The sequence below is a fragment of the Dictyobacter vulcani genome (genome assembly GCF_008974265.1).
GTDB lineage: Bacteria > Chloroflexota > Ktedonobacteria > Ktedonobacterales > Ktedonobacteraceae > Dictyobacter > Dictyobacter vulcani.
Map to the genome: position 1 here is coordinate 1,028,020 of NZ_BKZW01000002.1, position 21,179 is coordinate 1,049,198.

Annotated in this window: 23 protein-coding genes; 17 read left to right on the forward strand and 6 right to left on the reverse strand. The window is 49.9% G+C overall.

The annotated features are described in order from the left end of the window. The first annotated feature begins 63 nt into the window (after positions 1–63). From KDW_RS21650 to thiD, 11 genes are all read left to right on the forward strand, one after another. The gene (locus tag KDW_RS21650) at positions 64–1,101 is read left to right on the forward strand and encodes a class I SAM-dependent methyltransferase (RefSeq protein WP_151758032.1); all 1,038 of its coding nucleotides are present in this window, start codon (positions 64–66) and stop codon (positions 1,099–1,101) included. Then, positions 1,101–2,378, forward strand: a complete 1,278-nt coding sequence (locus KDW_RS21655; RefSeq protein ID WP_151758033.1) for a beta-ketoacyl-[acyl-carrier-protein] synthase family protein — start codon at positions 1,101–1,103, stop codon at positions 2,376–2,378. Before KDW_RS21650 ends, KDW_RS21655 begins: the two co-directional genes overlap by 1 nt. Continuing rightward, the gene (locus KDW_RS21660; protein ID WP_151758034.1) at positions 2,378–3,253 is read left to right on the forward strand and encodes a beta-ketoacyl-[acyl-carrier-protein] synthase family protein; all 876 of its coding nucleotides are present in this window, start codon (positions 2,378–2,380) and stop codon (positions 3,251–3,253) included. The genes KDW_RS21655 and KDW_RS21660 overlap by 1 nt, the downstream gene beginning before the upstream one ends. Continuing rightward, positions 3,250–3,642 carry a beta-ketoacyl-[acyl-carrier-protein] synthase family protein gene (locus tag KDW_RS21665; protein WP_151758035.1) on the forward strand — a complete coding sequence of 131 codons (393 nt, stop codon included), beginning with the start codon at positions 3,250–3,252 and terminating at the stop codon, positions 3,640–3,642. The genes KDW_RS21660 and KDW_RS21665 overlap by 4 nt, the downstream gene beginning before the upstream one ends. An 87-nt stretch (positions 3,643–3,729) precedes the next feature. Beyond that, the gene (locus KDW_RS21670; protein ID WP_151758036.1) at positions 3,730–4,002 is read left to right on the forward strand and encodes an acyl carrier protein; all 273 of its coding nucleotides are present in this window, start codon (positions 3,730–3,732) and stop codon (positions 4,000–4,002) included. After that, entirely contained in the window at positions 3,999–4,874 is an 876-nt protein-coding gene (locus KDW_RS21675; RefSeq protein ID WP_151758037.1) for an MBL fold metallo-hydrolase, read from the forward strand. The genes KDW_RS21670 and KDW_RS21675 overlap by 4 nt, the downstream gene beginning before the upstream one ends. Before the next feature lie 111 nt (positions 4,875–4,985). Then, on the forward strand, positions 4,986–5,444 hold the full coding sequence (locus tag KDW_RS21680; RefSeq protein ID WP_233097837.1) for an SRPBCC family protein: 459 nt from the start codon (positions 4,986–4,988) through the stop codon (positions 5,442–5,444). Between the two features lie 85 nt (positions 5,445–5,529). Next, complete coding sequence (locus tag KDW_RS21685) at positions 5,530–5,904, forward strand: antibiotic biosynthesis monooxygenase family protein (RefSeq protein WP_198925409.1); 375 nt, start codon at positions 5,530–5,532, stop codon at positions 5,902–5,904. Positions 5,905–6,269: 365 nt separating this feature from the next. Continuing rightward, positions 6,270–8,081: a CocE/NonD family hydrolase gene (locus tag KDW_RS21690; RefSeq protein WP_151758038.1), complete on the forward strand. Its 1,812-nt coding sequence runs from the start codon at positions 6,270–6,272 to the stop codon at positions 8,079–8,081. A gap of 126 nt (positions 8,082–8,207) precedes the next feature. Beyond that, positions 8,208–8,411, forward strand: a complete 204-nt coding sequence (locus KDW_RS21695; RefSeq protein ID WP_151758039.1) for a hypothetical protein — start codon at positions 8,208–8,210, stop codon at positions 8,409–8,411. Between the two features lie 123 nt (positions 8,412–8,534). Continuing rightward, positions 8,535–9,389, forward strand: a complete 855-nt coding sequence (gene thiD / locus KDW_RS21700; RefSeq protein ID WP_151758040.1) for a bifunctional hydroxymethylpyrimidine kinase/phosphomethylpyrimidine kinase — start codon at positions 8,535–8,537, stop codon at positions 9,387–9,389. Between the two features lie 110 nt (positions 9,390–9,499). On the opposite strand, the gene KDW_RS21705 is transcribed toward thiD, so the two are convergent. The 3 genes from KDW_RS21705 to tnpA form a co-directional block, all read right to left on the reverse strand. Then, positions 9,500–9,970 carry a hypothetical protein gene (locus tag KDW_RS21705; protein WP_151758041.1) on the reverse strand — a complete coding sequence of 157 codons (471 nt, stop codon included), beginning with the start codon at positions 9,968–9,970 and terminating at the stop codon, positions 9,500–9,502. 116 nt (positions 9,971–10,086) lie between these two features. After that, entirely contained in the window at positions 10,087–11,601 is a 1,515-nt protein-coding gene (locus KDW_RS21710; RefSeq protein ID WP_233097838.1) for a zinc ribbon domain-containing protein, read from the reverse strand. Positions 11,602–11,627: 26 nt separating this feature from the next. Continuing rightward, the gene (tnpA, locus tag KDW_RS21715; RefSeq protein WP_233097839.1) at positions 11,628–12,020 is read right to left on the reverse strand and encodes an IS200/IS605 family transposase; all 393 of its coding nucleotides are present in this window, start codon (positions 12,018–12,020) and stop codon (positions 11,628–11,630) included. A gap of 420 nt (positions 12,021–12,440) precedes the next feature. On the opposite strand from tnpA, the gene KDW_RS21720 reads away from it, so the two are divergent. The 3 genes from KDW_RS21720 (at position 12,441) to KDW_RS21730 (ending at position 15,630) form a co-directional block, all read left to right on the forward strand. Further along, on the forward strand, positions 12,441–13,106 hold the full coding sequence (locus KDW_RS21720) for an RNA polymerase sigma factor (RefSeq protein ID WP_233097840.1): 666 nt from the start codon (positions 12,441–12,443) through the stop codon (positions 13,104–13,106). Between the two features lie 116 nt (positions 13,107–13,222). Beyond that, positions 13,223–13,441, forward strand: coding sequence for a hypothetical protein (locus KDW_RS21725; RefSeq protein WP_151758043.1), 219 nt, complete (start codon positions 13,223–13,225; stop codon positions 13,439–13,441). 908 nt (positions 13,442–14,349) lie between these two features. Further along, positions 14,350–15,630, forward strand: coding sequence for a lipid II:glycine glycyltransferase FemX (locus tag KDW_RS21730; protein ID WP_151758044.1), 1,281 nt, complete (start codon positions 14,350–14,352; stop codon positions 15,628–15,630). Between the two features lie 169 nt (positions 15,631–15,799). Here the strand turns inward: KDW_RS21730 and KDW_RS33045 are convergent, their stop codons facing one another. The 3 genes from KDW_RS33045 to KDW_RS21745 form a co-directional block, all read right to left on the reverse strand. Continuing rightward, complete coding sequence (locus tag KDW_RS33045) at positions 15,800–16,615, reverse strand: LysM peptidoglycan-binding domain-containing protein (RefSeq protein ID WP_151758045.1); 816 nt, start codon at positions 16,613–16,615, stop codon at positions 15,800–15,802. Between the two features lie 296 nt (positions 16,616–16,911). Further along, positions 16,912–17,778, reverse strand: a complete 867-nt coding sequence (locus KDW_RS21740) for an alpha/beta hydrolase family protein (protein ID WP_162005490.1) — start codon at positions 17,776–17,778, stop codon at positions 16,912–16,914. 279 nt (positions 17,779–18,057) lie between these two features. Continuing rightward, the gene (locus tag KDW_RS21745; protein WP_151758047.1) at positions 18,058–18,663 is read right to left on the reverse strand and encodes a PadR family transcriptional regulator; all 606 of its coding nucleotides are present in this window, start codon (positions 18,661–18,663) and stop codon (positions 18,058–18,060) included. Between the two features lie 386 nt (positions 18,664–19,049). Here KDW_RS21745 and KDW_RS21750 point away from each other — a divergent pair, with 386 nt between their 5' ends. From KDW_RS21750 to KDW_RS21760, 3 genes are all read left to right on the forward strand, one after another. Next, on the forward strand, positions 19,050–19,445 hold the full coding sequence (locus tag KDW_RS21750) for a hypothetical protein (RefSeq protein WP_198925412.1): 396 nt from the start codon (positions 19,050–19,052) through the stop codon (positions 19,443–19,445). Between the two features lie 150 nt (positions 19,446–19,595). Continuing rightward, the gene (locus KDW_RS21755) at positions 19,596–20,000 is read left to right on the forward strand and encodes a response regulator (RefSeq protein WP_151758048.1); all 405 of its coding nucleotides are present in this window, start codon (positions 19,596–19,598) and stop codon (positions 19,998–20,000) included. Positions 20,001–20,350: 350 nt separating this feature from the next. Beyond that, complete coding sequence (locus KDW_RS21760; protein ID WP_162005491.1) at positions 20,351–20,989, forward strand: uridine kinase family protein; 639 nt, start codon at positions 20,351–20,353, stop codon at positions 20,987–20,989. Positions 20,990–21,179: the final 190 nt, after the last annotated feature.

Consider the following 21,179-nt stretch of genomic DNA (forward strand, 5'->3'; position numbering starts at 1 on the left):
CACGTATCTCGTATTTTAGCATTGACGATTGATGCATTATTTATTTTTCTTAAGGAATCGTAGATGAACTCTTCTGTACCTGGTCAGGGTGAGCAAAAGCTTCTGCCTCAAGTAATCCTTGATATGAATTATGCTTTTGCTCGTACCGCGATATTAGTTGCATCGGTACGCCTGAACCTTTTTACGTATCTTGCCGACAATGCGCTCTCTCCTGACGAACTCGCGACCCTTACTGCTACGCGGCGCGAAGCGATGGAACGGCTCTTGAAGGGCTTAGAAGCGCTCGGGCTTGTGAAAAGTGAAGGCAGCACCTATCGATTGACTCCCATTGCTGATGTATTTCTCGTAGAAGGGAAGACCTCCTATCTTGGTGGAGATACTCTGGCCATGGTCGATTATGTGCCGGCATGGTTCGAACTTGACCAGACCATGCGCACTTCTGTCCCCTATCGCGATCTCGGTGAGGCTACGACGGCAGAGGCCTTTTTTGCCCCACGTGTCGTCGATCTCTTTCCACTGGTTTTTCCAATTGCTCGCCGTACGGCCGCCGAACTTCCGCTGGGGAGGTTGCACGACACAGCGTTACATGTGCTAGACGTCGGAGCGGGGAGCGCACCCTGGAGCGCTGGTTTCGCTCAGCAGTATCCCGCTGCCCGTGTAACCGCCCTCGATCTCCCTACCGTTGTGAAACAGGGGCAGAAACACATTGCGACGCAAGGCCTGGAAGATCGATATACGTGGATTGAGGCAGATATGGAAACATTCGCGTATCCCCCTCTCTCGTATGATCTCATTCTTTGTGGCCATGTTTGCCGTTTCATCAGTGACGAACGCACGAAGGTTCTGTTCGCGAAACTAGTGCAGAGCTTGCGTCCTGGGGGAACGCTACTAATCTCGGACGTCTTTTATGCAGATGATCGTACCAGTCCGCCTCCAGCGATTACATTGGATCTTTCTATGCTCGTCAATACTCAGCAGGGGCGTATACGGACCGCAGAAGAGATCATCCACTGGTTGACTGAAGCAGGCTTGCAAGATGCACGGCGCTTTCACGTTGCGGGGCCGTTCCCGGTGGTAGTTGCACAGAGAGAGGAGATGTAATGCGTCGAGTTGTTATTTCGGGCCTGGGAGTTGTTTCCCCGGTAGGGATCGGGAAAGAGGCATTCTGGCAGAATTTGCTGAATGGGGTCTCTGGGGCTGTCGCCCTTGAACGTGTGACCTGTTCCCCTCTCTTCGGGCATCATCAGTTTGGCGCACAAGTAGCTTGTGAAGTGTCAGATTTTGAGCCCGAGCGCCACCATGTACCTGCAGCCTATCATACTGCAGATCGCTTTATCCAATTCGCCTTTGAGGGGGCGCATCAGGCATTCCTGGATGCTCAGCTTGATCAGGCCGTATTGGATCACACGCGCGTTGGTGTGACGCTGGCAACCGCCATCTGTGGTACACAGACCCTTGATCTCGAGTTTACCAAAGTGACGAACGATGTCGACGATACCTATGCTACCGATAATGTCTCGCCATTTCTCTATGCTGGGGCGATGGGAAATTCCGCCGCGCTCGCGCTAGGTGCCCACTATGGGTTTCAAGGAGAGTGCGCGACGCTGTCAACAGGGTGTATCGGTGGACTCGACGCGATTGCCTATGCCTATGAGAGCATTGCCTATGGAGATCATGATGTAATGTTCGCCGGGGCTTCTGAAGCCCCGATTACCCCGATTACTATCGCAGCATTTGATATCATTAATTGCCTCTCTCACCACCCGGAGCCGGAAACCGCATCTCGCCCGTTCAGCGTTGATCGAGATGGTTTTGTGCTCTCCGAAGGGTGCGGTATTGTCGTCCTTGAGGAGTTAGAGCACGCCCTGGCGCGCCAGGCACCGATATATGCAGAAATCACGGGATGTGATGTTGTCGAGCATGCGATGCACATGACCGATATGTCGCCGCAGGGGCGCGACCTTGCACGAGCTATTAGCGGTGCACTGCGTCAGGCCCATCTGGAGCCTACTGATATCGACTTTGTCAATGCACACGGAACTTCTACGCCGCAAAATGATCATTTTGAGACGCTAGCGTTGAAAACATCGCTAGGCCCGCAAGCCTTCGCCGTCCCTGTGAACTCGACGAAATCGATGGTGGGCCATGCGTTAGCAGCGGCTAGCGCGGTCGAGGTTGTGGCCTGCGCGCTGAGTCTGCAGGCGCAGCAGATCCATCCCACAATCAATCTGATCAATCCAGATCCTCGGTGTGATCTGGATTATGTTTCCAATCACGCCCGGCCTCACAGCATGACGCATATGCTGACCACGGCAAGCGGCTTTTCTGGTCTCCATGCGGCTATGGTTATCGAAACCTGCCCGACGAAGGATGCATAATGGCAAGAATCGTTATTACTGGTATGGGAGTGATCTCGCCCTTTGGGATTGGTTCCGAGGTTCTGTGGGAAAAGTTGATGGGAGGAGAAAGCGGATTGAAGCCGCTGAAGACCTTTGATACATCACATCTACGCTGCCGGGTTGGAGGACAATTTCTCGATTTTCGATCTGATGCCTATCTCAAATCCCGTGTAACACGGAAGATCGATCGTTTCTCGACCTTTGGGTTGATTAGCGCCCAGCTGGCTCTACAGAATGCAGGCCTGCTGGACGCCGGGAATAAGCCCATCTGGAGTGGGCAGGAGCAGGAAAGCCATCGCATCGGCATTACGGTTGGGAACAACCTGGGTGGATGGGAGTTTGCTGAGCGAGAATTGCGCCACCTGTGGCGTTCGGGTCCACGTGAGGTCAATCCGCATATGGCGATGGCCTGGTTTCCTGCCGCTGTGCAGGGGAATCTCTCTATTTATTTTGGTATCAAAGGTATCGGGCGTACATTCCTCAGTGATCGAGCGAGCGGGGCCCTGGCGCTCATCCACGCTGCTGAGTGCCTCCAGCGTGGGCGAGCTGATATTATGATCGCTGGAGGAACTGAGGCGCCATTTTCTGCCTATGCTGCGCTTTGCTATGAAACCTCCGGGTTGATGTCAACGCAGTCGGAAACACTGTCGACCAGGGCGTATCGACCGTTTGATCGGGAACATAATGGATTGGTCGCGGGTGAAGGATCAGCCTTCTTTGTGCTCGAACGCGCAGATGATGCGCAGAAGCGCGGAGCCCCTGTGCTTGCCGAGATTGCCGGTTGGGCTTCAACCAATGATGGATATGATGCTGTGAAACCTGCCCCGATGGCGAGCGTTATGCGGCAGCAATGACAGGCGCTCTGCAGAAGGCCAACGTACAGGCCGAAGCGTTGGACTGCCTTTTCGCGGCAGGTTCGGCGGTCCCTGACGAAGATGTCTCGGAGACGCGTGCAATTCACCTGGCGCTGGGCGAGGCGGCTATGCAGGTCCCAATCGCGATTCCTAAGGCAGCCTTTGGTAACCTATTTGGCGCAGCTTTTCCCGTAGATATGGCGGTTGCACTGCTCGCGATGCAACAGGGGATGATCCCCTCGACCCCGCATCTCGATCAGCTAGCCCCAGGTTGTGACCTTGATTATGTGTGTCAGCCTCGCCCCACCGATTCGTTTGACCACTGCCTGCTCAACGCACGCGGTATCGGTGGAGCGAATGCCTCCATGGTCCTGCAAAAGTGGGTCTAGCGTGAGCGGGGCAGGCACTATTTCGGTGAGTTTTACCTGGCTATTTGTCTGGTAGGTGATCAGTTGTTTGTAAAGGAGATACCTCATATGGTGAATGATGCTCTTCAAGAAACTATTTATCCTCGCGTGGTAGCGATTCTTCGCTGTCAGGTAGACGAAGACGATGAGATCAGATCAGATACGGATCTGTTGACAGACCTTGGCATTGATTCAATTGGGCAGGTCGAAATATGCCTTGCTCTGGAAAAAGAGTTTGGCCTGCGATTTTCTATTGCCGAACTACGGGTATGTACGACGGTAGATGAGGTTGTTCAGCTGGTCGTACATACGATAGCAGGAAAAGAGGCCGCAAGCAAATGAGTGTGTGGCCTGAACAAAAGACGCATGAAATAGCCGATGGTATCTTTGCCGTTATCCACGGCGATGGTCAGATGGGTGTTTCCAATGCGTCTTTTATCATTGAGCGGGGCAGTGCCCTGGTGGTCGATACGATGACCTTTCCAGAAATGGCCATGCAGATGGCCCAGGAGATTGTCCACAGGGGCGCCTCTGTGGAGAGCGTGATAAACACCCACCACCATGTAGACCACGTAGGAGGGAACATAGTTTTCTCCCATGCCCGTATCCTGGCGCATCCACGCTCAATTCAGGCGGGGCAACAGCTGGGCCTGCCGGTCTCCATCTACGATCATTTGATGCCGCGCTTTAAGGGACGCTTCGCGGAACTGGAACTGGTGCAGCCAGTGCCTCTGCCAGAGCATCAGGCCGTACCACGGGGCGGCCAGATTCTTACCTTTTCGCCAGCGCATACAGCGACTGATCTTGCTGTCTGGTTCCCGGAATCGCGTGTCCTGCTTACAGGAGACATTGGTTTCAAGGGCGTTATTCCACTTGCCCTCAATGGCCTGGTTTCGGGCTGGATCGAGGCCTTGAATGCACTCATTGCCCTTGAACCAGTTGTGGTCGTACCTGGCCATGGTGCTCTCGGTACATGTGACGATCTGATCGTCCTGCGTGATTATTTTCTGTCCGTTGAGCGGTTGGGACGTGAGGCAGTACGCTCTGGTCAATCTTTGCGCGATGCGCTGGCCGCTTTTGATCCCGGTCCCCTGACAGGATGGCTTGAGTCTGAACGCCATGCCATTAATCTGGAGCGGGCCATGAAAGAAGCGCGAGGTGAGATTAATCGCACGAACCTTGCGGCTGCGCTGCTCAGTCGTCCGCTTGGCTGATCTTGTAATATGCCGGTTACTTACTCTCATGGTGGGAATACAGCTGGCATGGACTATGCAGTTGTTTCCTATGGTTTTTGATGAAATATTTTTTTTATAGATTGGAGAAAGATGATGCCTCAAGCACAAGCATCTATTGTCATTGCCCGCGACCCAGATCGAATTTTTGCTATAACCAACGATATTGCACGTTGGCCAGAACTCTTTAAGGAATACCGTGGGGCCAGGGTGCTCTCTTTTGAACGTGATGGTCGTTTTGCCAGGATCGAGTTTGAGCTGACGAATGAAGAGGGTGAAACCTGGCAGTCGTGGCGCATTTTGGATTATGCAAAGCGAGAAGCCATCGCCCAGCGTGGCAATCCCAAGTTTCCTTTTTTCTACATGCATCTGACCTGGACCTATCAGCCGGTTGATGGAGGCGTTCTCATGACCTGGATTCAGGATTTTGAGATGGATCCAAAGGCGCCAGTGAGCAATGAACAGGTGCTCAAGCGAATGACCAACCATATGCAGAGCAATCAGGAACATTTCAAAGCGATTCTTGAAGCGATGCCCGAAACGGCCTTGTAAGCTTTTAGTTGTAAAGAAAAAGAGCTGATTCCTGACCAGGCAAAAACAGGCAAGTTTCCCAATTCCAGCAAAGGAAAAGCAAACGATGAGTGACGAAAAAGATACTGTTCGTGGAACGACGATTCTCGAAAATCAGCCGATCTGTACTATGATCAATACGCTGACGGTCAAGCCTGAAAACCAGCAGGCCCTGATGGATTACCTGAAGGCAATGACAGAAGAAGCTGTGGTAACAGCCCCTGGTTTCATCAGCGCTAACTTCCATGTAAGTAAAGATGGGACACGCATCATTAACTATGCACAATGGCGCAGCCTTGAGGATCTCCAGGCAATGCTGGCGAAGAACCCACATCATGTGAAGCGCTGTAATGAACTCTCCGAGAACATTGAATTTCGCGCGGACCTCGTGGTGGCGTATTGCGCGCACCCGAATGAAGCTCGGGTTCAGGAAAGGGTGTAGTCCCTGTCTTGCAGGTGTCCCGGCTATTCTAGGGTAGCAAAAACCTGTGGAGTACATTGATATTTGAATGAAACCGTCTATGGACAGCAATGGTTCGTAGGCGGTTTCGCCATGTATCTTGCGTACCTTGAGCGTGTCACTAGTACTCTGTCAGATATCATGTGATGGGGAGGCGGGGATGCAAGCGAGCATGCCGGGGGCATGATCAAGCGGCGAGCCCCTTGACTGGGGGATCGGGGGCTGTGTCCCCGACATCTCCTCCCTCCCGCCCGCGTAGCGGGCGCACAACTCATCAAATGAAGTTTGACAAAGTATTAGCTATTTTGTGGGAAGAGTTGTGTGAGCTCTTCCCTTGAGGAGAATATATGGTTAGTACTGAGAAGGGAAAGGCCGCGAAACCTTCCCCATTACGCGTGCCTCCACGTGCCAAACTTACAGGCGAACAATTCGCGGGAAACTGGAGGCCCAGGAAAGTCTCTCAACCGGTGTACAGCATCCTCTTCATCCCTGATATTTCCATCCCTTTACCTGACGGCACTATTTTGAAAGGAGACCTCTACCGACCTGATGCAGATGAGGCTTTTCCTGTCCTGCTGGCCTGGTCAGGTTACACGAAAGAATTGCAGAATACCGGTCTTCCTCTCCCCATCAACGAAGTGGGCCAGGTCAGCTATGTTGTATCTCGAGGCTATTGCCACCTGACGGTGAATGCGCGGGGCACTGGAAAATCGAGTGGTCAGCACATGATGCATTTTTCTCCCCAGGAGCAGAAAGACGTGGCGGATACCATTGAGTGGGCGGCGACGCAATCCTGGTCCAATGGGAATGTGGGTATGATTGGCATGTCCTATTTTGCCGCCATCCAGTACCTGGCGGCGGCCCAGCAACCGCCGCACCTCAAGGCGATTTTTCCCTATCTAGGATTTACTGACCTGTATCGCCATTTTGCCTATCATGGTGGGGCATTTCATTCGGGCTTCTTTGCCCCATACTATACATTTGTGGGATCTACGCAAAAAGTTTCCGTTCCCCCTGTACTCCGCCACCTTGGGAGCTATCTTCTCAACCGAAATTGGATCCAAAAGAAAATTACAGGCTTTTTTTTTAAGAACGAAGAAAAGATGCCGCAGCAGATGCATCCAGATGGTGAATGGATGCGTGATTTCGCGCAACTTGCATTTGATGAGCTGTACGATGGACCATTTTACCGGGAAAAGTCAGCCTGGCCGGTGCTGGATCGCATTCAGGTTCCTGTGTGCATTGGGACCAATTGGGCGAATCCCGGGATCCATGCACGGGGGGCGTTTCAGGCCTGGCACGGTATCGATGCTCCCAAAAAGCTGTTTATCGGGCCTCCTGATCCCAGATGGCCATGGTCGAACTATCATGGTGAATTGCTGGCCTGGTATGATTACTATCTCAAAGGCATAGATACGGGAATCGACGAACAGCCCGCTGTACGCTACTGGCTGCAAGGGGCCGATTGCTGGAAAAGCGCCTCCGATTGGCCAATCCCAGAAACAACTACGCAACGGTTCTACTTACACACACGTGCAGAACGCAGTGAGGATCTCCATGTGTTGCAACGGGAGCTTCCCACACAACCGACATCGCTCCAATTTGCTGCTATTCCACGAGGCATGAATTATCCGAAAGAATTAGAGAAGTATACCGCCCAGCATGTGACCTACCTTAGCGACCCATTCGTTGCGGACACAGAGATCACTGGTCCGATAAAGCTCCAGTTGACTCTCTCTTCTACGGCGCTTGATACACATGTGATTGCGCGCTTGAGTGATGTCTCCCCTGAAGGTAGTGTGCGCTTGCTTTCCTTTGGTTGGCTGCAAGCATCCCACCGTAAGATTGACGAACAACTCTCACGGCTGGATGAAGTTATACATGAGCACCAATACCCAGAGCCGTTGAAGCCGGGGAGTCCCGTTAGCCTTTGTTTCAGCCTGACGCCTACAGCTAACCTTTTCAAGACGAATCATCGTCTGAGACTCGAGATTGGGAGTCGACCCGACCTCCTGAAAGCGACAGTGTTTGACAACTTTATCTACTTCCCATATGAAGCACCTCCATATCTGGCGAGAAACACCATTTTTCATGGTGAAGCATCGGCCTCGTATCTTGAAATCGCAGTTCGGGATATGCAGGAGCACGCTTCTCTCTAGCTTGTGCTGTGCGACTCCAAAAGTCCGCATCAACAAAGATCTGCAATAGGAAATGATTTGTCTTGAGATGCGATCTCTTACGGTACTGGCTGGTGCCGTAAGAGATCGCATCTGTCGTGCTTTTCTTTGTGGCGCTATTCTGATACAGAACTGACCACCAGTTTTCTGGGTTTTTATGCCGATTTTCTGTTGTTGACATACCTCTGGGTTTCCTCCTGGGCGGCGGTCTTGCTGATTGATTTCTTTATTTTGTGTCGTGGCACCTGTGTTGTGGATTACCTGACGAGGGGGCGTGGTGGCCTCTACTGGTATCATAGTGGCTTTTTCTGACGTGCTGTAATTGCATGGTTGCATGGTTGTAATGCACCTGTGAACGCAGTCTGAGCGTGGAAAGCTTCCATAATAGGTGTTGTGTATTGTATAAATAAAGAAGACAGATACAAGGAGCCTGATATGTTAGATGAGCAAAATAGCGATAGCGGTACTCCTCGGGCATTGACGATAGCGGGATCGGATTCGAGTGGTGGTGCGGGTATACAGGCTGATTTAAAGACGTTTGCCGCTCTAGGAGTCTATGGGACGTCAGCGATTACGGCGATCACGGCGCAAAGTACCCTTGGCGTCCGTAGTGCTTACGACCTGCCTGTTGAACAAATTGTAGCGCAGATTGATGCGATCATGGAGGATATCGGCACGGACGCAGCGAAAACAGGAATGTTGTCAAGCTCGGAAATAATAGAGGCTGTAGCTGAACGCGCCAGGTACTGGCAACTGCGCCTGGTGGTGGATCCTGTCATGGTTGCCAAAGGAGGTGCAAGCTTACTACGAACTGAGGCGGTCAAGACCCTTTCTTCAATCCTGCTCCCATTGGCGGAAGTAGTGACGCCTAACCTACTCGAGGCAGAAGTGTTGACGGGCAGGTCGCTCCACACCGAGGATGCTATGCGGGAAGCGGCCCGGGCGATTCATGCGCTGGGTCCACGCTATGTGATTATTAAAGGTGGGCATCGTCCCCAGGCACCGATTGATATTTTTTATAATGGCCAGGATTTTGTCGATTTACGTGCTGAACGTATCCAGACACCGAATACTCACGGCACCGGTTGTACATTTTCCGCGGCGATTGCCGCCTTTCTGGCGCGCGGCTGGTCAATGGATGAAGCCGTGGTGCGGGCCAAGCGCTATATTACCGGCGCGATTGAGCACGCGGCGGCCCTCAATATTGGCCATGGCTATGGTCCAGTCGATCATTTCTGGTTGTTCGATCAATCCACGCAAAATGCTGCCGCCAGTGTCGAGACGACGTAGAGCGTGCCTGGTTGCTATACAGCTGATATGTATTTCTGATTATCTGATCTGCAAAAGGGTAAGCGCGTAGTCGAAAAACGCGCTTACCCTTTTGCAGATCAGATAACATATTACTTATAAAGATCATTGGTGCTTGCGAAGCCAATTGTGTGGCTGAAGAGATCATTAAAAGCTGTGTTGGTGTCTCTGGCATCCTTATGATTGAAAATAGTGTCCGTGTCAATGCTGAGCGCCTGGCAGCCCGTGATCTTTAATTCCATTGTCTTGATTTTTGTATCATGGTCCAAAAATGTCAGTTTATATGCCATGCCATAGTCCGCAGGACAATGACGGAGTGCGGATGAGGCTTCAGGTAGTGCCAGGGCTGCCTGATACAGTTTTTGGACCGCAGCGGCATTGGTGATGCGCTTGTTGATAACAGCCAGTTCTGGCCTGAGTGGATTGTGTGGACGTGTAACCTTTAATATTGTTGGCGTCGGTGGTGGGGTAGCGTGCGCCACAAATACGAAAGCTCCAATTGTGAGCAAGACTATCAGGACTATCAGGTAGAGTATCCGGACTCCTCCGATTTTTTTGACCATGATTTTTCTCCTCTATTATGTTTGCATGCCAGATGAAAGTGACACTCCGCACGCCCTGAAAGGGCGGCGGCTTCTTCCACGCCTGCGTACGCCACTGTTCGAGATAGATAGCGTTGCTACAACTCACTGAACAGAGGTAATGGGCGAGGAATAGCGGAGGGCGCCACCATCCTGGCGTGATCCTCATGGGCGGTGCCATGCCCCTTGCCCGTTCCGTGCCTCCGTGCTCGGCGGCGCGATGGGCCACCTTTGCTGTTGGCGTCTTGGGAACGGACAACACCTGATGATTTCTCATCCCTCTCTCCTGGACCCAGGAGAGGAGCGCGAGGCTTTTCCTGATGATGAACCCGTGTACGCAAGCGCTGACCAATGACCAGGCTGGCATTTCGATCGGCATGACCCTTCATGCCACACGCAGGACACCAGGCCAACGGTGCCCCAGGTGTGTAGCCTTCTGGCTCGGGCCCCTGCTTGGCATGGTAACGTACAATCAGGCCATGACAACGGGCGCATTCGCGGCTCGTGTTGCGCGGGTTCACCCGACTCGTGATCATGCCCTCGTTCCACGCTTTATATTTGGCATTGGTGAATATACGCCCCTTCATCCAGAAGGCTCGTTTGCTGTTCCCTCGGCGACTGTAGCGTCCTTTTTGCGGCTTCAGCTTGCCCAGATGTTCAAATACCAGCACACTCGCCTGATGCTGACGAGCAAAGTGGACAATGCGCGCACTGATCAGGTGTGCCACCTGCTCATCCACATGACGGATTTTCTCCCATAATGCCAGATTATCGGGTTCGTTTTCGGCCAGGATACCCGTCTTACGACGGTTGCGGGCGATACGACCAAGCAGCCACTTCCTACGGCCATTTACGCGTTTGCCGCCACTGAGAAAGGTGGTGGCAACGGTCGAGCCGTCGGCTGTTTGGATGGTACAGACCGCCAGATGATGGTCGAGATTGAGATCAATGGCACAGATGCGTGTCTGGGCATGAGCCAGTTGCACAGCCACCTTCCCCGGACTGGTGAAGGTCTTTTCGACCGGGGTATGCAACCGCCAATGTGAGCCATGGCGAACCAGCGACGGACTCCCCGGCTCATAGCCATCGGGAAGGTCACGGCTCAAGAGCCGAACGTTGACCCAAATCCAACTCGCCCCTGTCCAGAGCTTGAGAAGAATGGAGGACGCAGTTCGCCCTTTCCACTGGCCCTTGTAGAACGTCGGCGACCGATTCCAGGTCCGCGGGGGAACCGGTGGGTGCTCGGTGAAACGCTTCTTTTTGAGGGCCGCTTTCTCTTTGCGCGCACGCCACTTCTGCAAGCTCGTCTCAAAGGCGTGGGCGGAGCCAAGAGCTGCGTGAATAGCGGCACGGCGAAAGAGGGCAGGAACCTGAGGAGCAATGGCATCGAGCGGCATCACCGGATCGGGGTTCTCTTCCGTCGCATGGGTCAATGTCTCAAGGGCATGCAAGGCTTTGTGTGAGGAAAGCAACAGCACCTGCTCGTGAGCTGTGATGACCTCAAAGTAGAAGGAAGCCACTGTGTTGAACAATGCCTGTGTGGTCGTAAACCAGGCAGCATACCGGGATGGATACTGCATTGCTTGTGTGATGGTTTTCGTTGCCTTTGCCATGCGATGACTCCCTCCCTTCCTCCCCACTAGATTCCTTTTTGCGCATTGATATAGTGTTGAATGGTCTCAGCACTCACTGCATCAGCCGTGCTGGCAAAATAGGAACGGGTCCAGGTCGAAGGCATTTTCTTCATGATAGGGGCGAACTCCCTTCGTAAATGAAAGGACGTGATGCCCTTAAGTTCTTTCACCACATCAGCGGCACTTTCAGAAGGCCAGACGCGGATAAAAAGATGAATATGGTCAGGTTGAATCGCCAGGGTGAGAATACTCCAACCTTTTTCCAGACATTTCTCTTCGAGTATCTGTTGACACCGTTCTTTGATGGGACCCGTAAGAATGGCTTTGCGACGACGAGGACACCAGATGAGATGATACACAATAAGATGGACGCGGTGCTCGTCACGCTGATACTGCAATGTACTCGTCTTTTCCATTGTTGCAGTATACAGGAGAAAAGACGATATTGCAACAAGCGAGGGCTAAAGCCCACGAGAAACCCGCCTATCCGCTTGGGTTCAAACCACAGCGGCTTGCGGCGGGTTACGCTTATGTCATATACCACAGCAATCTACAGCTCTGTGATATCTCAAAACGATCTTTATGATTATTAGTGTGTAGCAAATGATAAAAATTATATTATATATAATAGCATGTAAATAGATAAAAATATAGAGAAAAAAAGCCGTAATTTTCATGTTGACTGCCTGATAAGCTTAGAAAGTTCTAAGGTTCGGCTAAGCTGTTCCTAATCTCTTAAATTTATGCTTAGACTGGCTTATGGTAGAGCTTATAGAGCTCAAAAACGCTTGTGTTATCTCAGCAAAGGCACTATGATAATGGAGACAAAAGAAAGTGAGGTTGATGAAATGCAAGTTCGGGAAACCACAAAAACAAATATACAGAATACAGAATTATCAGATGGTACATTGGTAAAACAGACATTGGCAGGCGATCAGAGGTCGTTTGAAGTCCTGGTACGCCGTTATAATACTCCTATCTTTAATTTTGTTTGCCATCTACTCAGTGATTATGATCTCGCCTGTGATATATCTCAACAAGTTTTCACTCAGCTCTATATTTCTATGCCTACTCTACGAACTGGTGAGCCTTTGAAGGCCTGGTTGTTCCAGGTTGCTCGTAACCGCTGTCTGGATGAATTGCGCCGCAAACGAGCGATCCATTTCTCTGAATTAGAATCTTCCCATGATGAAGAAGATCTTTCACCCCTGGCAATTATCCCTGATGGTAGTCCGCTGCCAGACGAAATGGCTGAGCGTAGCGACCTGAAGGAGAAATTGCGTGAGGCCATCGACGCCTTGCCTCCGAAATTCCGCATGGTAGTACTTTTACGTTACACTTCTCAGCTAAGCTTTGCCGAAATTGGTAAAACATTGAGTATGCCTGAAGCTACTGCGAAAACCTACTTCCAGCGCGCTCGCCCCTTGTTGCGTACAGCTATGGCCCAACACTGGCAGCCACGCGTTGCCCGCTCTGCATCTTAAAAATTTTCAATTTTTTAATAATTCTAATCTAAAGCTTGGAAATCTGAAACTTCCCTCTTATGTGCATCGTGTTAAAACCAGATGATTAATACGATGAATGTAAGAGGGATTTGATTATGAACGAAGTATCATTAGATTTCTTAAATAATAATGTAACGTTGGATGAATATGCGTTGGATGAATTGTGCACAGACCTGTTACAGGTAGAACCACCAGCCAATATGGTCTCACATATTATGGTGGCTGTCTCTACACTTCCCCAACCCAAGCCGCTATCCAGGTGGAAAGATTTCGACTTCTTTGTCGCAGACGATACATACGATCAACTTTCTTAGAAACACAGGTAAAACACACCTGTGTTTTTCTTTGTCCATTTTTAGCCTCTATTCATTATCCTTTAGCCTATCTGCACTCCTCATTTGACAAACTTTCCTCAGATCTGTATTCTAAGCAAAATGCACAAAAAGGATATACTGTCTTGCTTATATAAGGTAGTTTTTCTCCTCAATTCTATACTGGCTCGTTAGTGCCAACTTCCTTACTTTCTACCCGAGCCTGTTTCAGGCTTTTTTTTGAGTTTGTAACTATTCAGGTGTACCAGCACCTTGTGAAACGCCGGGAAACGTGTACAGTAGCAACGAAGAAAGGGAAGAATTACGAGGCAAGTCATAAGAAAGCGTCAGCACACTCCTCCAGCAAGCAACCCAGGTCTGAGCAACTATTGCGCACCACGTTTGGGTCAGTGCACATCTGATGGAAGAACCCTGGCTTAACTGCGGCCTCTTCACGTTCGAGCACTTTCCTGGCAACAAAAAAGCTCCCGTACGCAACCGTACAGAAGATGTTGAGCACGGAAAAGCATAAATAGTGTGCAGATGATGAGACGATGGTGTGTAGATGGTGTGTCAATAGAGCACTTTACAGTCCATACTCAAGATAACACTTTTATGTTTATCGAGGCTGAACAAACGCTACAGATACTGACAGCTCCACTTATATAGGCAATATAGGTTGGAGGTTCTGTACATTATAGATGCAGTATGCTATACATTCCTCCTCGAATATCTACCAGGAAAGAGAAACTTGGAGCTACATCTGAAGCATTCTCCTCTTTAAAGCATACATAAAAACCTGGCTGGATAGCATTCAGGGTGCATTTTATATGGAACGGAAAATATTATGAGCAATAAATGCACATAGATTTTTCCTATAATCATAAAAATAGCAGAAAAAGGATAGAAAAATGAAGGCGCAAATCATTACTGATCGCCAACAATGGAATGATTTTGTGGAGACATCTGAATTATGCAATCTGACCCAGACCTATGAGTGGGGCGAGTTGATGAGCAGGGGACGTGAGGCTGCTTTGCATATTGGAGTACTAAATGATGATGGTTCGTTATGCGCGATTATGCTGCTGCTTATCTCTAAGCTACCTGTGCTGCACATTCCTTATTTTTATGCCCCTCGTGGTCCGCTTGTGGATGATCCTGCTTCGCCTGCGATGGCTATTTTGTTAGATTATGTGCAGGCCGAGGCGCATAAGCGCGGTGCCTGTATGTTGAAGATTGAGCCGGGTGTGGCGGATGGTGATCAGACCTGGTTGCAGGCTTTGCGGAATTATGGTTTTCGTACTATTCCCTATGCCCACCATCTACGCCATGAATGGGTTACTAATATTCGTGATGATGAGCAAGTGTTGCTGTCCAGAATGCATAAGAAGACACGCCAGTATATTCGTACATCTGCACGTACGGGGGTAGCTATTCGTGAGAGCCATGCTCAATCCGATATCGATGCCTTCTATCGTATGTATTGTGAGACCGGTGCGCGTAGCGAGTTTCTGGTTTTGCCCAGGGAATACTATGAGAATTTCTTGCGCCTCTATCGAGAGTATGCTGTCCTGCTGGTTGCTGAGTATGAGAATCGGGTGATTGCTGCCGCAATCGTCGCGCGTCTGGGACGTTGGAGCTGGAATATGTATGAGGCTGCCTCTGATGAATCCCGGGAAATGCGCGTGAACTATCTTCTACAATGGCAACGTATTTTGTGGGCGAAAGCGCATGGTTGCTGGTATTTTAATTCGCGCGGTATCCCTGATGTCCTGAAAGAGGGCAATGAACTCTACGGCGTGTATAATTTTAAGCGTGGTTTTGGTGGTTATGCTATTCGTGCCCTGGAAACGCAGGATCTGGTCTATCGGCCGGTCATCTATCACATCTATCGCACCTTGTTAGATGGTAAGTATTGGTTCAAGCAGAGACTGATTGCCAGAAAGAAAGCCAAGGAGCAAAAAAAAGCTGAGGCGAAACGTGCAGCCAGACAGGCTTCTCTTTCAGGCGCTGATAAGAAAAATCAACCGCACCTTCCTGAAACACCACGTCCAGAGGTAGTATCCACAGCCGAGCCATCACATGCTCTGAAAACGTCTGCGGCGACCAAAAGATCCAGACAGGCATCAACATTAAGGAATGCAGAAGTGGCGGTCATGGAAAATACTTCTGATCAACCTGTGGATGCATAGTTGCCAGAAGTGTAAATTGAATAATTTTTAGCAATACAATATAAAAAGAGTGTTTGCAGGACATTTTTCGACAAAAACATCCTGCAGACACTCTTTTTGGGATTTTAGCTAAGCGAAGTTGTCTCTAACTCTATTAGCATCTATCGATATTATTGTTGGGTTTCAACCTTTAGCGGCAAACCCACTCGCGCCAGCTGTAGCCGTCGCGCACAAAAATTTCATGTGCCGCGATGATGTTGGCTCTGGCATTATATGGAGACATCCCGGCCTGTGATGTGGTGTTCCATGTGCTCGGATAGAGAATCTGGAATATACCAGCGGCGTGACTTCCACCGATCGATATTGTATTTGTCGCATTGGGATTCAATCCCGACTCACATACGGCTATTTGCTTGGCACTGCCAGCATATGGTCCGAATATTTCGTCAATCATGCCACTGACATCGCTACTATTTGCTGCGGCAGGAGCGGCAGGTGCTGTTTGTGGCACTGGCGTTGGTGTCGGAGCCACAGGCGCAGGAGCAACTGGAGCCGGAGCCACAGGAGCAGGAGCTGCGGGAGCTGGTGCCACAGGAGCTGGTGTCGGAACAACTTTCTTATGCGGAGCCGGCGTTACTTCCTTGTGTTGTACTGGCGTGATAACCGTCTGGATATTGCCGGTAGCATTGGCTACTTTTGTCGCAGGCAGACAAAGCGTTTGACCCACAAAGATCAAATTCGGATTGGCCAGACCATTGGTTGTGGCCACATTCTGCCAGTTGGCACTATGGTTATCGGCGATCTGACTTAAGGTATCTCCAGATTGGACTGTATATGGATTGGAGCAATTGGCAGCGGCGTGCGCCATGTTTGGGGCGACCACACCAAGTCCCAGACTTGCACTGAGAACTGTCAGGGCTCCAAAGATTGAGACCACATGTTGTTTCCTGGATGCCTTACCAGTATTCTCTTTAATAAAATCCTTAATGTATTGATGTACTTGCAATGTTTCCTCACTTTGAATAGACAACTTCTGGTTCCCGTTGACACGGGAGGTTCCTCATCTACACGGACACGGTGGTATCCATGTAGCCTGTTGTTCAGGTCATCGTAGGAACATGTTCAGGATAGCATGAAACACATTGATATAGATAGGAACCTGGATGAATTTAGCCCTAATTACCTATGTATGGTGATGAAGGTTAAGATTAAGCGAGGGAGGCGTGTGTGGTGAAGTGGGTGGGAGGGGGCGATTGCTGCACATTTGACTCCCACCACACAGATAAGTAAGGGGTCCGGTGATTAGCTAAGTTTTGCTTGTACGCTGGCTGGCAGGGGGCCCAGGTTTAATTCCTGGCAGAGCCAGGTAGCGCGATCGATGCGTGCCTGAGCATTAAGTTCATGGCTACTATCATACCAGCGAAGCTGTTTTGGCTTACTGGCAGTTTCAAAAAACAGCTGTGCCTGTTCTTCTGTGACAAATTCATCTTGATGCGCAAATTGAAACAGGAGACTGGCCGGGGCTGTATTGCCAATATAATAAATGGCATCCAGTGGCTCGATAAGATCGAGATAGCGTTCCCATCCGGCGGGTGGCGTCTTCTTCCGTTGTTCAGCAATCATAGGATGCGTGCTCACACGATAGACCTGGCTGGTGGCGGCGTAGCCAGCCATCAACACATAGGTTTTGATCCGCTTTTCAATACCGGCAACAATTCCCCCATTCGTAGCGCCATAACTATGGCCAACGAAACCAATACGCTGGCTATCGAGGCCTGGCTGTGCCATAAGCACATCAACACCACGACGTACATCGGCCACTATTTGCAAGCCGAGATCGCGGGCCGCTGTTTTGGACGCGATGGGAGCTCTTAATTTTGCAGGTCGTAGAAATGGAGCATCGATACAGAGTGACAGTATCCCGATTTCCGCCAGTGTGATTGCCTCTTCCAGAAACTCGGTGCGATCCCCTTGTCCCCAGTGTACAAAGATGAGGCCCGCAAATGGTCCATCTCCGAAAGGAACAAGCAGGTAGGCAGGAACATAGCCACCTTGTGGGCTTGTATACAGAATATCTTTTACGGTGACATTCCCCCGGCGACGCTGTGAAACGAGCTGGATATCTGGTGTTGATTCGTTATCATACACGAAGAAGGTAGGATCAAGCATGAACATTATCTCCGATCATCCAGGGCGCGCTAAAAAAACAATCGTGATCGCTGCTCAATAGCTAAGCGAGTTAAATTCCTTCTTTTCTTTATATTACACCATGGAGTATAAAAGGGCAAAAGACGATTTTCTGCTCGCTTCATAGAAAAAAGTAAATTTTTGTGTTATCCTCTAGAACACATTATGTTTACCTGTTAACAAAAAGTAATTTCATTCGATAAGTTAATGTTGCTCTGGCTAACATTGCCTGACTGCTGATGGGAGCATGAAGATACTGTCCTACGACTGCGGCTGCTCTCCTTCGATTTCTGCGAGTGCTTCATACAGCCAGCGGATGTATGTTTTCTCAAATTCAATACCAAAGCGAACGAGCAGGCGCATGTAAGGATCTTCTTCGTCTTCAACTGCATAAGGATTTGGGCGTTTGTTGGTAGACGGCAGGGATCCTCGTGCGGGTAGCGCTTGAGCATTCTGGCGATGCGCCAGCAGACTCATCTCATGCGTGGCTATGCTGGCGCGCAGGTTCTGAGCCAGATCACCGGGCGAAGCAAAGGCACCAAAGAGTACTTTGAGCAGCAGTTCATCGCGCAGTTGAAATACTTCCGCTGGCTGTGCCTGCCATTTATTTAAGGCCACCCGGCCCTGCTCTGTAATCGAATAGATCTTACGATCCGGACGCGACTCCTGCTCTTCGCGCTCCATCTCTACCCAACCCAGCTCCTTCATACGGCGCAACTCTTTATAAATCTGGCTCTGAGCTGCTGCCCACATCGCGGAAAGCATATGATCAAAGAGCCGCTTGATATCATAACCGGACAATGGACCCCAAAATGCCAGCAAGCCCAGAATTGTATAGGTGACCGGATAGGCCTCTTGTCGCTCCATAACTCTATCTCTTCCTGTTCCACAACCTCAAACTAGTACTCTGTCAGACATCATGTGATGGGGAGGCGGGGATGCAAGCGAGCATGCCGGGGGCATGATCAAGCGGCAAGCCCCTTGACTGGGGGATCGGGGGCTGTGCCCCCGGCATCTCCCCCCATCCCGCCCGCGTAGCGGGCGCACAACCCATCACACGAATTTTGGCAATATACTAGCGTCCATGAACGCTATGCATACAATATTTTAGTATGTACCATCCTCAAATATTATATAACTTTTCGTCATAGAAACCCTTGTCATAGTGAATATTTCTCGGCTATAATATGAAGTGTCATATGACACTAAGTCATATGACTAAGAGATATAGAATATATGGCAGTAAGGAGGCCATGATGAAATTTGCAAAGATTGTATTTCTCATCGCAGGAATCTATGGTCTGGTGATTGTCGCGCCACTGTTCTTCATGGAGGCGTATACCAGCGCCACCCAGCCGCCGGCTATTACGCATCCGGAATATTACTATGGCTTTGCCGGTGTGACACTCGCATGGCAGGTACTTTTCTTAGTGCTGTCACGTGATCCATTGCGCTATCGACCAATGATGCTGGTCGCTGTCTTAGAAAAGGTATCAGGTCTGGTGTTGATCCTGCTCGTGTTTCTGCATCGTTCGCCACCGACCATGCTGATCGGAATCGTGGATGTGCTCTTAGGCATCCTGTTCCTGATTTCCTATATCAGAACAGCGCCCGCTCGAATTTTGCAGTCGGCAGGCATAGCAAGTTAGTCATTTTTTAGTGATGCCATCGCTCTCAGCAGGGTCAAAAACTAAACTGAGGTGTGCTATACTGAGGTTGTAATAGAGTGTTTCAACCTTATTGATCAGAGCATACTTATACAGTATTTCCCCATACTTCCCGAGAGCGAGGCTGCAGGCATGTCAACCCATATTGTTGTGATTAATGATGACGAATCGATCCTGGACTTATTTCGCATGATTCTTGAAGGTGAGGGGTACAAAGTCTCTACTTCGGTTGAAGCTATGGAAAATGTCGAGGATGTTGAGCGACTCAAGCCAGATGTCGTCATTCTGGATCTTAAACTTGGCCAGCAGGAAGAGGGATGGGTGATGATGCAGAAGTTGCGCATGTATCCACCTACCAGATTTATTCCTCTCATTCTGTGTACCGCCGCCCTCAACGAGGTTCGCCAGCAAGAAGACACCTTACAGGATAAAGGTATCCCGGTCGTTTACAAGCCTTTTGATATCGATGAAATTCTCAAAGCCGTGAGCAGCGTTTTACCTGGTCCCGACAAAAAGAAGACCGCCGAGAAAAAATAAAAATTTATCTATCGATATCTGATACACAAAAGCGCGCATATCTACAAGACAGATATGCGCGCTTTTGTGTATCAGATAGTGTTTTAATACTCATTTTCTTGTCGAGGTGTTTTTTCCTGGACGCACTCGGGTGCTTTAGCGCCCGAGTGTGGCTGCGAATTGTGCAATGTTTGCAGCCAGGCAAGTAAAAGCCAGATGGCTATAACATGGACAAGTGGCGGATTGTTGTATAGAATTATTAAATTAGTAGCAAATCGATAACACTCTCTTAATATAGCAATATAAAACGACCATATATATATGCGGAGAAAAAATCCAGACTCAATTTTGAAGGAGTTATGATGTTAAGCATGCCTGCCCTGATTTCGCGGATCGATGATCTTCCACCTGCGCAAGTGTATCTTGTGGCTGGTCCGGCCGCGTCAGGCAAAACGACCTTTTCTTCCCAACTGGCCAGCCATCTCCACGCTGCGGTTCTGTCTATGGACCATTATTTTGTGGATGAGGAGCATATCACGGTCGAGCATGATGAAAAGTATGGCGCGGCTCCACAATGGGAAAGTCCGGATGCCTATGATATTCAGGCGCTCGGGCAAAATATTCGGGAATTATTGCAGGATGGCGAGACATTGATTCCTCAATATAGCTTTGTTCTCAATCGTCGGGTTGGTTATCAACCTATGCATTTGCGTCCTGAGCAACCACTGGTGATCGAAGGCCTGTATACCATTCGGTGCGAGCAGTTTTTCCGCGATTATGTTCATTCGCTCGTGAAGGTGTTTGTGGTGGCTGACCTGGATATTCGGCGTGCTCGTGCCCGGGTGCGTGATGTTGAGGAGCGTGGGAAGGCTCTGGAGGTTTTTGAATTGCGCCGCTATTTTGTGGAACTTGGTGAGCAGCGCTGGGGTATGATGCAAGAGCGCGACGCCGATTGTGTGCTGGAGATCCACAACGATTTTTCTTATGATATCTTCTTTGGCCGCGCCTGATCCTATCCTTAAAGCCTGCTAGTATTTTTGTGGCCGTTACAGATGCGTTACCAGACTTTTTGCGCAACGCAATCTGTCACGGCCACATGTGTGTTAGATAATGCTCCTGATACAATAGTGCTTGAGTATTATTTTTTTTAGCCTCAAACATCGTCTTCTAATAATAGCTACTCCTTCTTACATAAAATCT

What these genes read in the sequence shown, in the direction of transcription:
- KDW_RS21650 (WP_151758032.1), top strand. Translation starts at nt 64, where the DNA reads ATGAACTCTTCTGTACCTGGTCAGGGTGAGCAAAAGCTTCTGCCTCAA.
- KDW_RS21655 (WP_151758033.1), top strand. Translation starts at nt 1,101, where the DNA reads ATGCGTCGAGTTGTTATTTCGGGCCTGGGAGTTGTTTCCCCGGTAGGG.
- KDW_RS21660 (WP_151758034.1), top strand. Translation starts at nt 2,378, where the DNA reads ATGGCAAGAATCGTTATTACTGGTATGGGAGTGATCTCGCCCTTTGGG.
- KDW_RS21665 (WP_151758035.1), top strand. Translation starts at nt 3,250, where the DNA reads ATGACAGGCGCTCTGCAGAAGGCCAACGTACAGGCCGAAGCGTTGGAC.
- KDW_RS21670 (WP_151758036.1), top strand. Translation starts at nt 3,730, where the DNA reads ATGGTGAATGATGCTCTTCAAGAAACTATTTATCCTCGCGTGGTAGCG.
- KDW_RS21675 (WP_151758037.1), top strand. Translation starts at nt 3,999, where the DNA reads ATGAGTGTGTGGCCTGAACAAAAGACGCATGAAATAGCCGATGGTATC.
- KDW_RS21680 (WP_233097837.1), top strand. Translation starts at nt 4,986, where the DNA reads ATGATGCCTCAAGCACAAGCATCTATTGTCATTGCCCGCGACCCAGAT.
- KDW_RS21685 (WP_198925409.1), top strand. Translation starts at nt 5,530, where the DNA reads ATGAGTGACGAAAAAGATACTGTTCGTGGAACGACGATTCTCGAAAAT.
- KDW_RS21690 (WP_151758038.1), top strand. Translation starts at nt 6,270, where the DNA reads ATGGTTAGTACTGAGAAGGGAAAGGCCGCGAAACCTTCCCCATTACGC.
- thiD (WP_151758040.1), top strand. Translation starts at nt 8,535, where the DNA reads ATGTTAGATGAGCAAAATAGCGATAGCGGTACTCCTCGGGCATTGACG.
- KDW_RS21705 (WP_151758041.1), bottom strand. Translation starts at nt 9,970, where the DNA reads ATGGTCAAAAAAATCGGAGGAGTCCGGATACTCTACCTGATAGTCCTG.
- KDW_RS21710 (WP_233097838.1), bottom strand. Translation starts at nt 11,601, where the DNA reads ATGGCAAAGGCAACGAAAACCATCACACAAGCAATGCAGTATCCATCC.
- KDW_RS21720 (WP_233097840.1), top strand. Translation starts at nt 12,441, where the DNA reads ATGGAGACAAAAGAAAGTGAGGTTGATGAAATGCAAGTTCGGGAAACC.
- KDW_RS21725 (WP_151758043.1), top strand. Translation starts at nt 13,223, where the DNA reads ATGAACGAAGTATCATTAGATTTCTTAAATAATAATGTAACGTTGGAT.
- KDW_RS21730 (WP_151758044.1), top strand. Translation starts at nt 14,350, where the DNA reads ATGAAGGCGCAAATCATTACTGATCGCCAACAATGGAATGATTTTGTG.
- KDW_RS21740 (WP_162005490.1), bottom strand. Translation starts at nt 17,778, where the DNA reads ATGCTTGATCCTACCTTCTTCGTGTATGATAACGAATCAACACCAGAT.
- KDW_RS21745 (WP_151758047.1), bottom strand. Translation starts at nt 18,663, where the DNA reads ATGGAGCGACAAGAGGCCTATCCGGTCACCTATACAATTCTGGGCTTG.
- KDW_RS21750 (WP_198925412.1), top strand. Translation starts at nt 19,050, where the DNA reads ATGATGAAATTTGCAAAGATTGTATTTCTCATCGCAGGAATCTATGGT.
- KDW_RS21755 (WP_151758048.1), top strand. Translation starts at nt 19,596, where the DNA reads ATGTCAACCCATATTGTTGTGATTAATGATGACGAATCGATCCTGGAC.
- KDW_RS21760 (WP_162005491.1), top strand. Translation starts at nt 20,351, where the DNA reads ATGCCTGCCCTGATTTCGCGGATCGATGATCTTCCACCTGCGCAAGTG.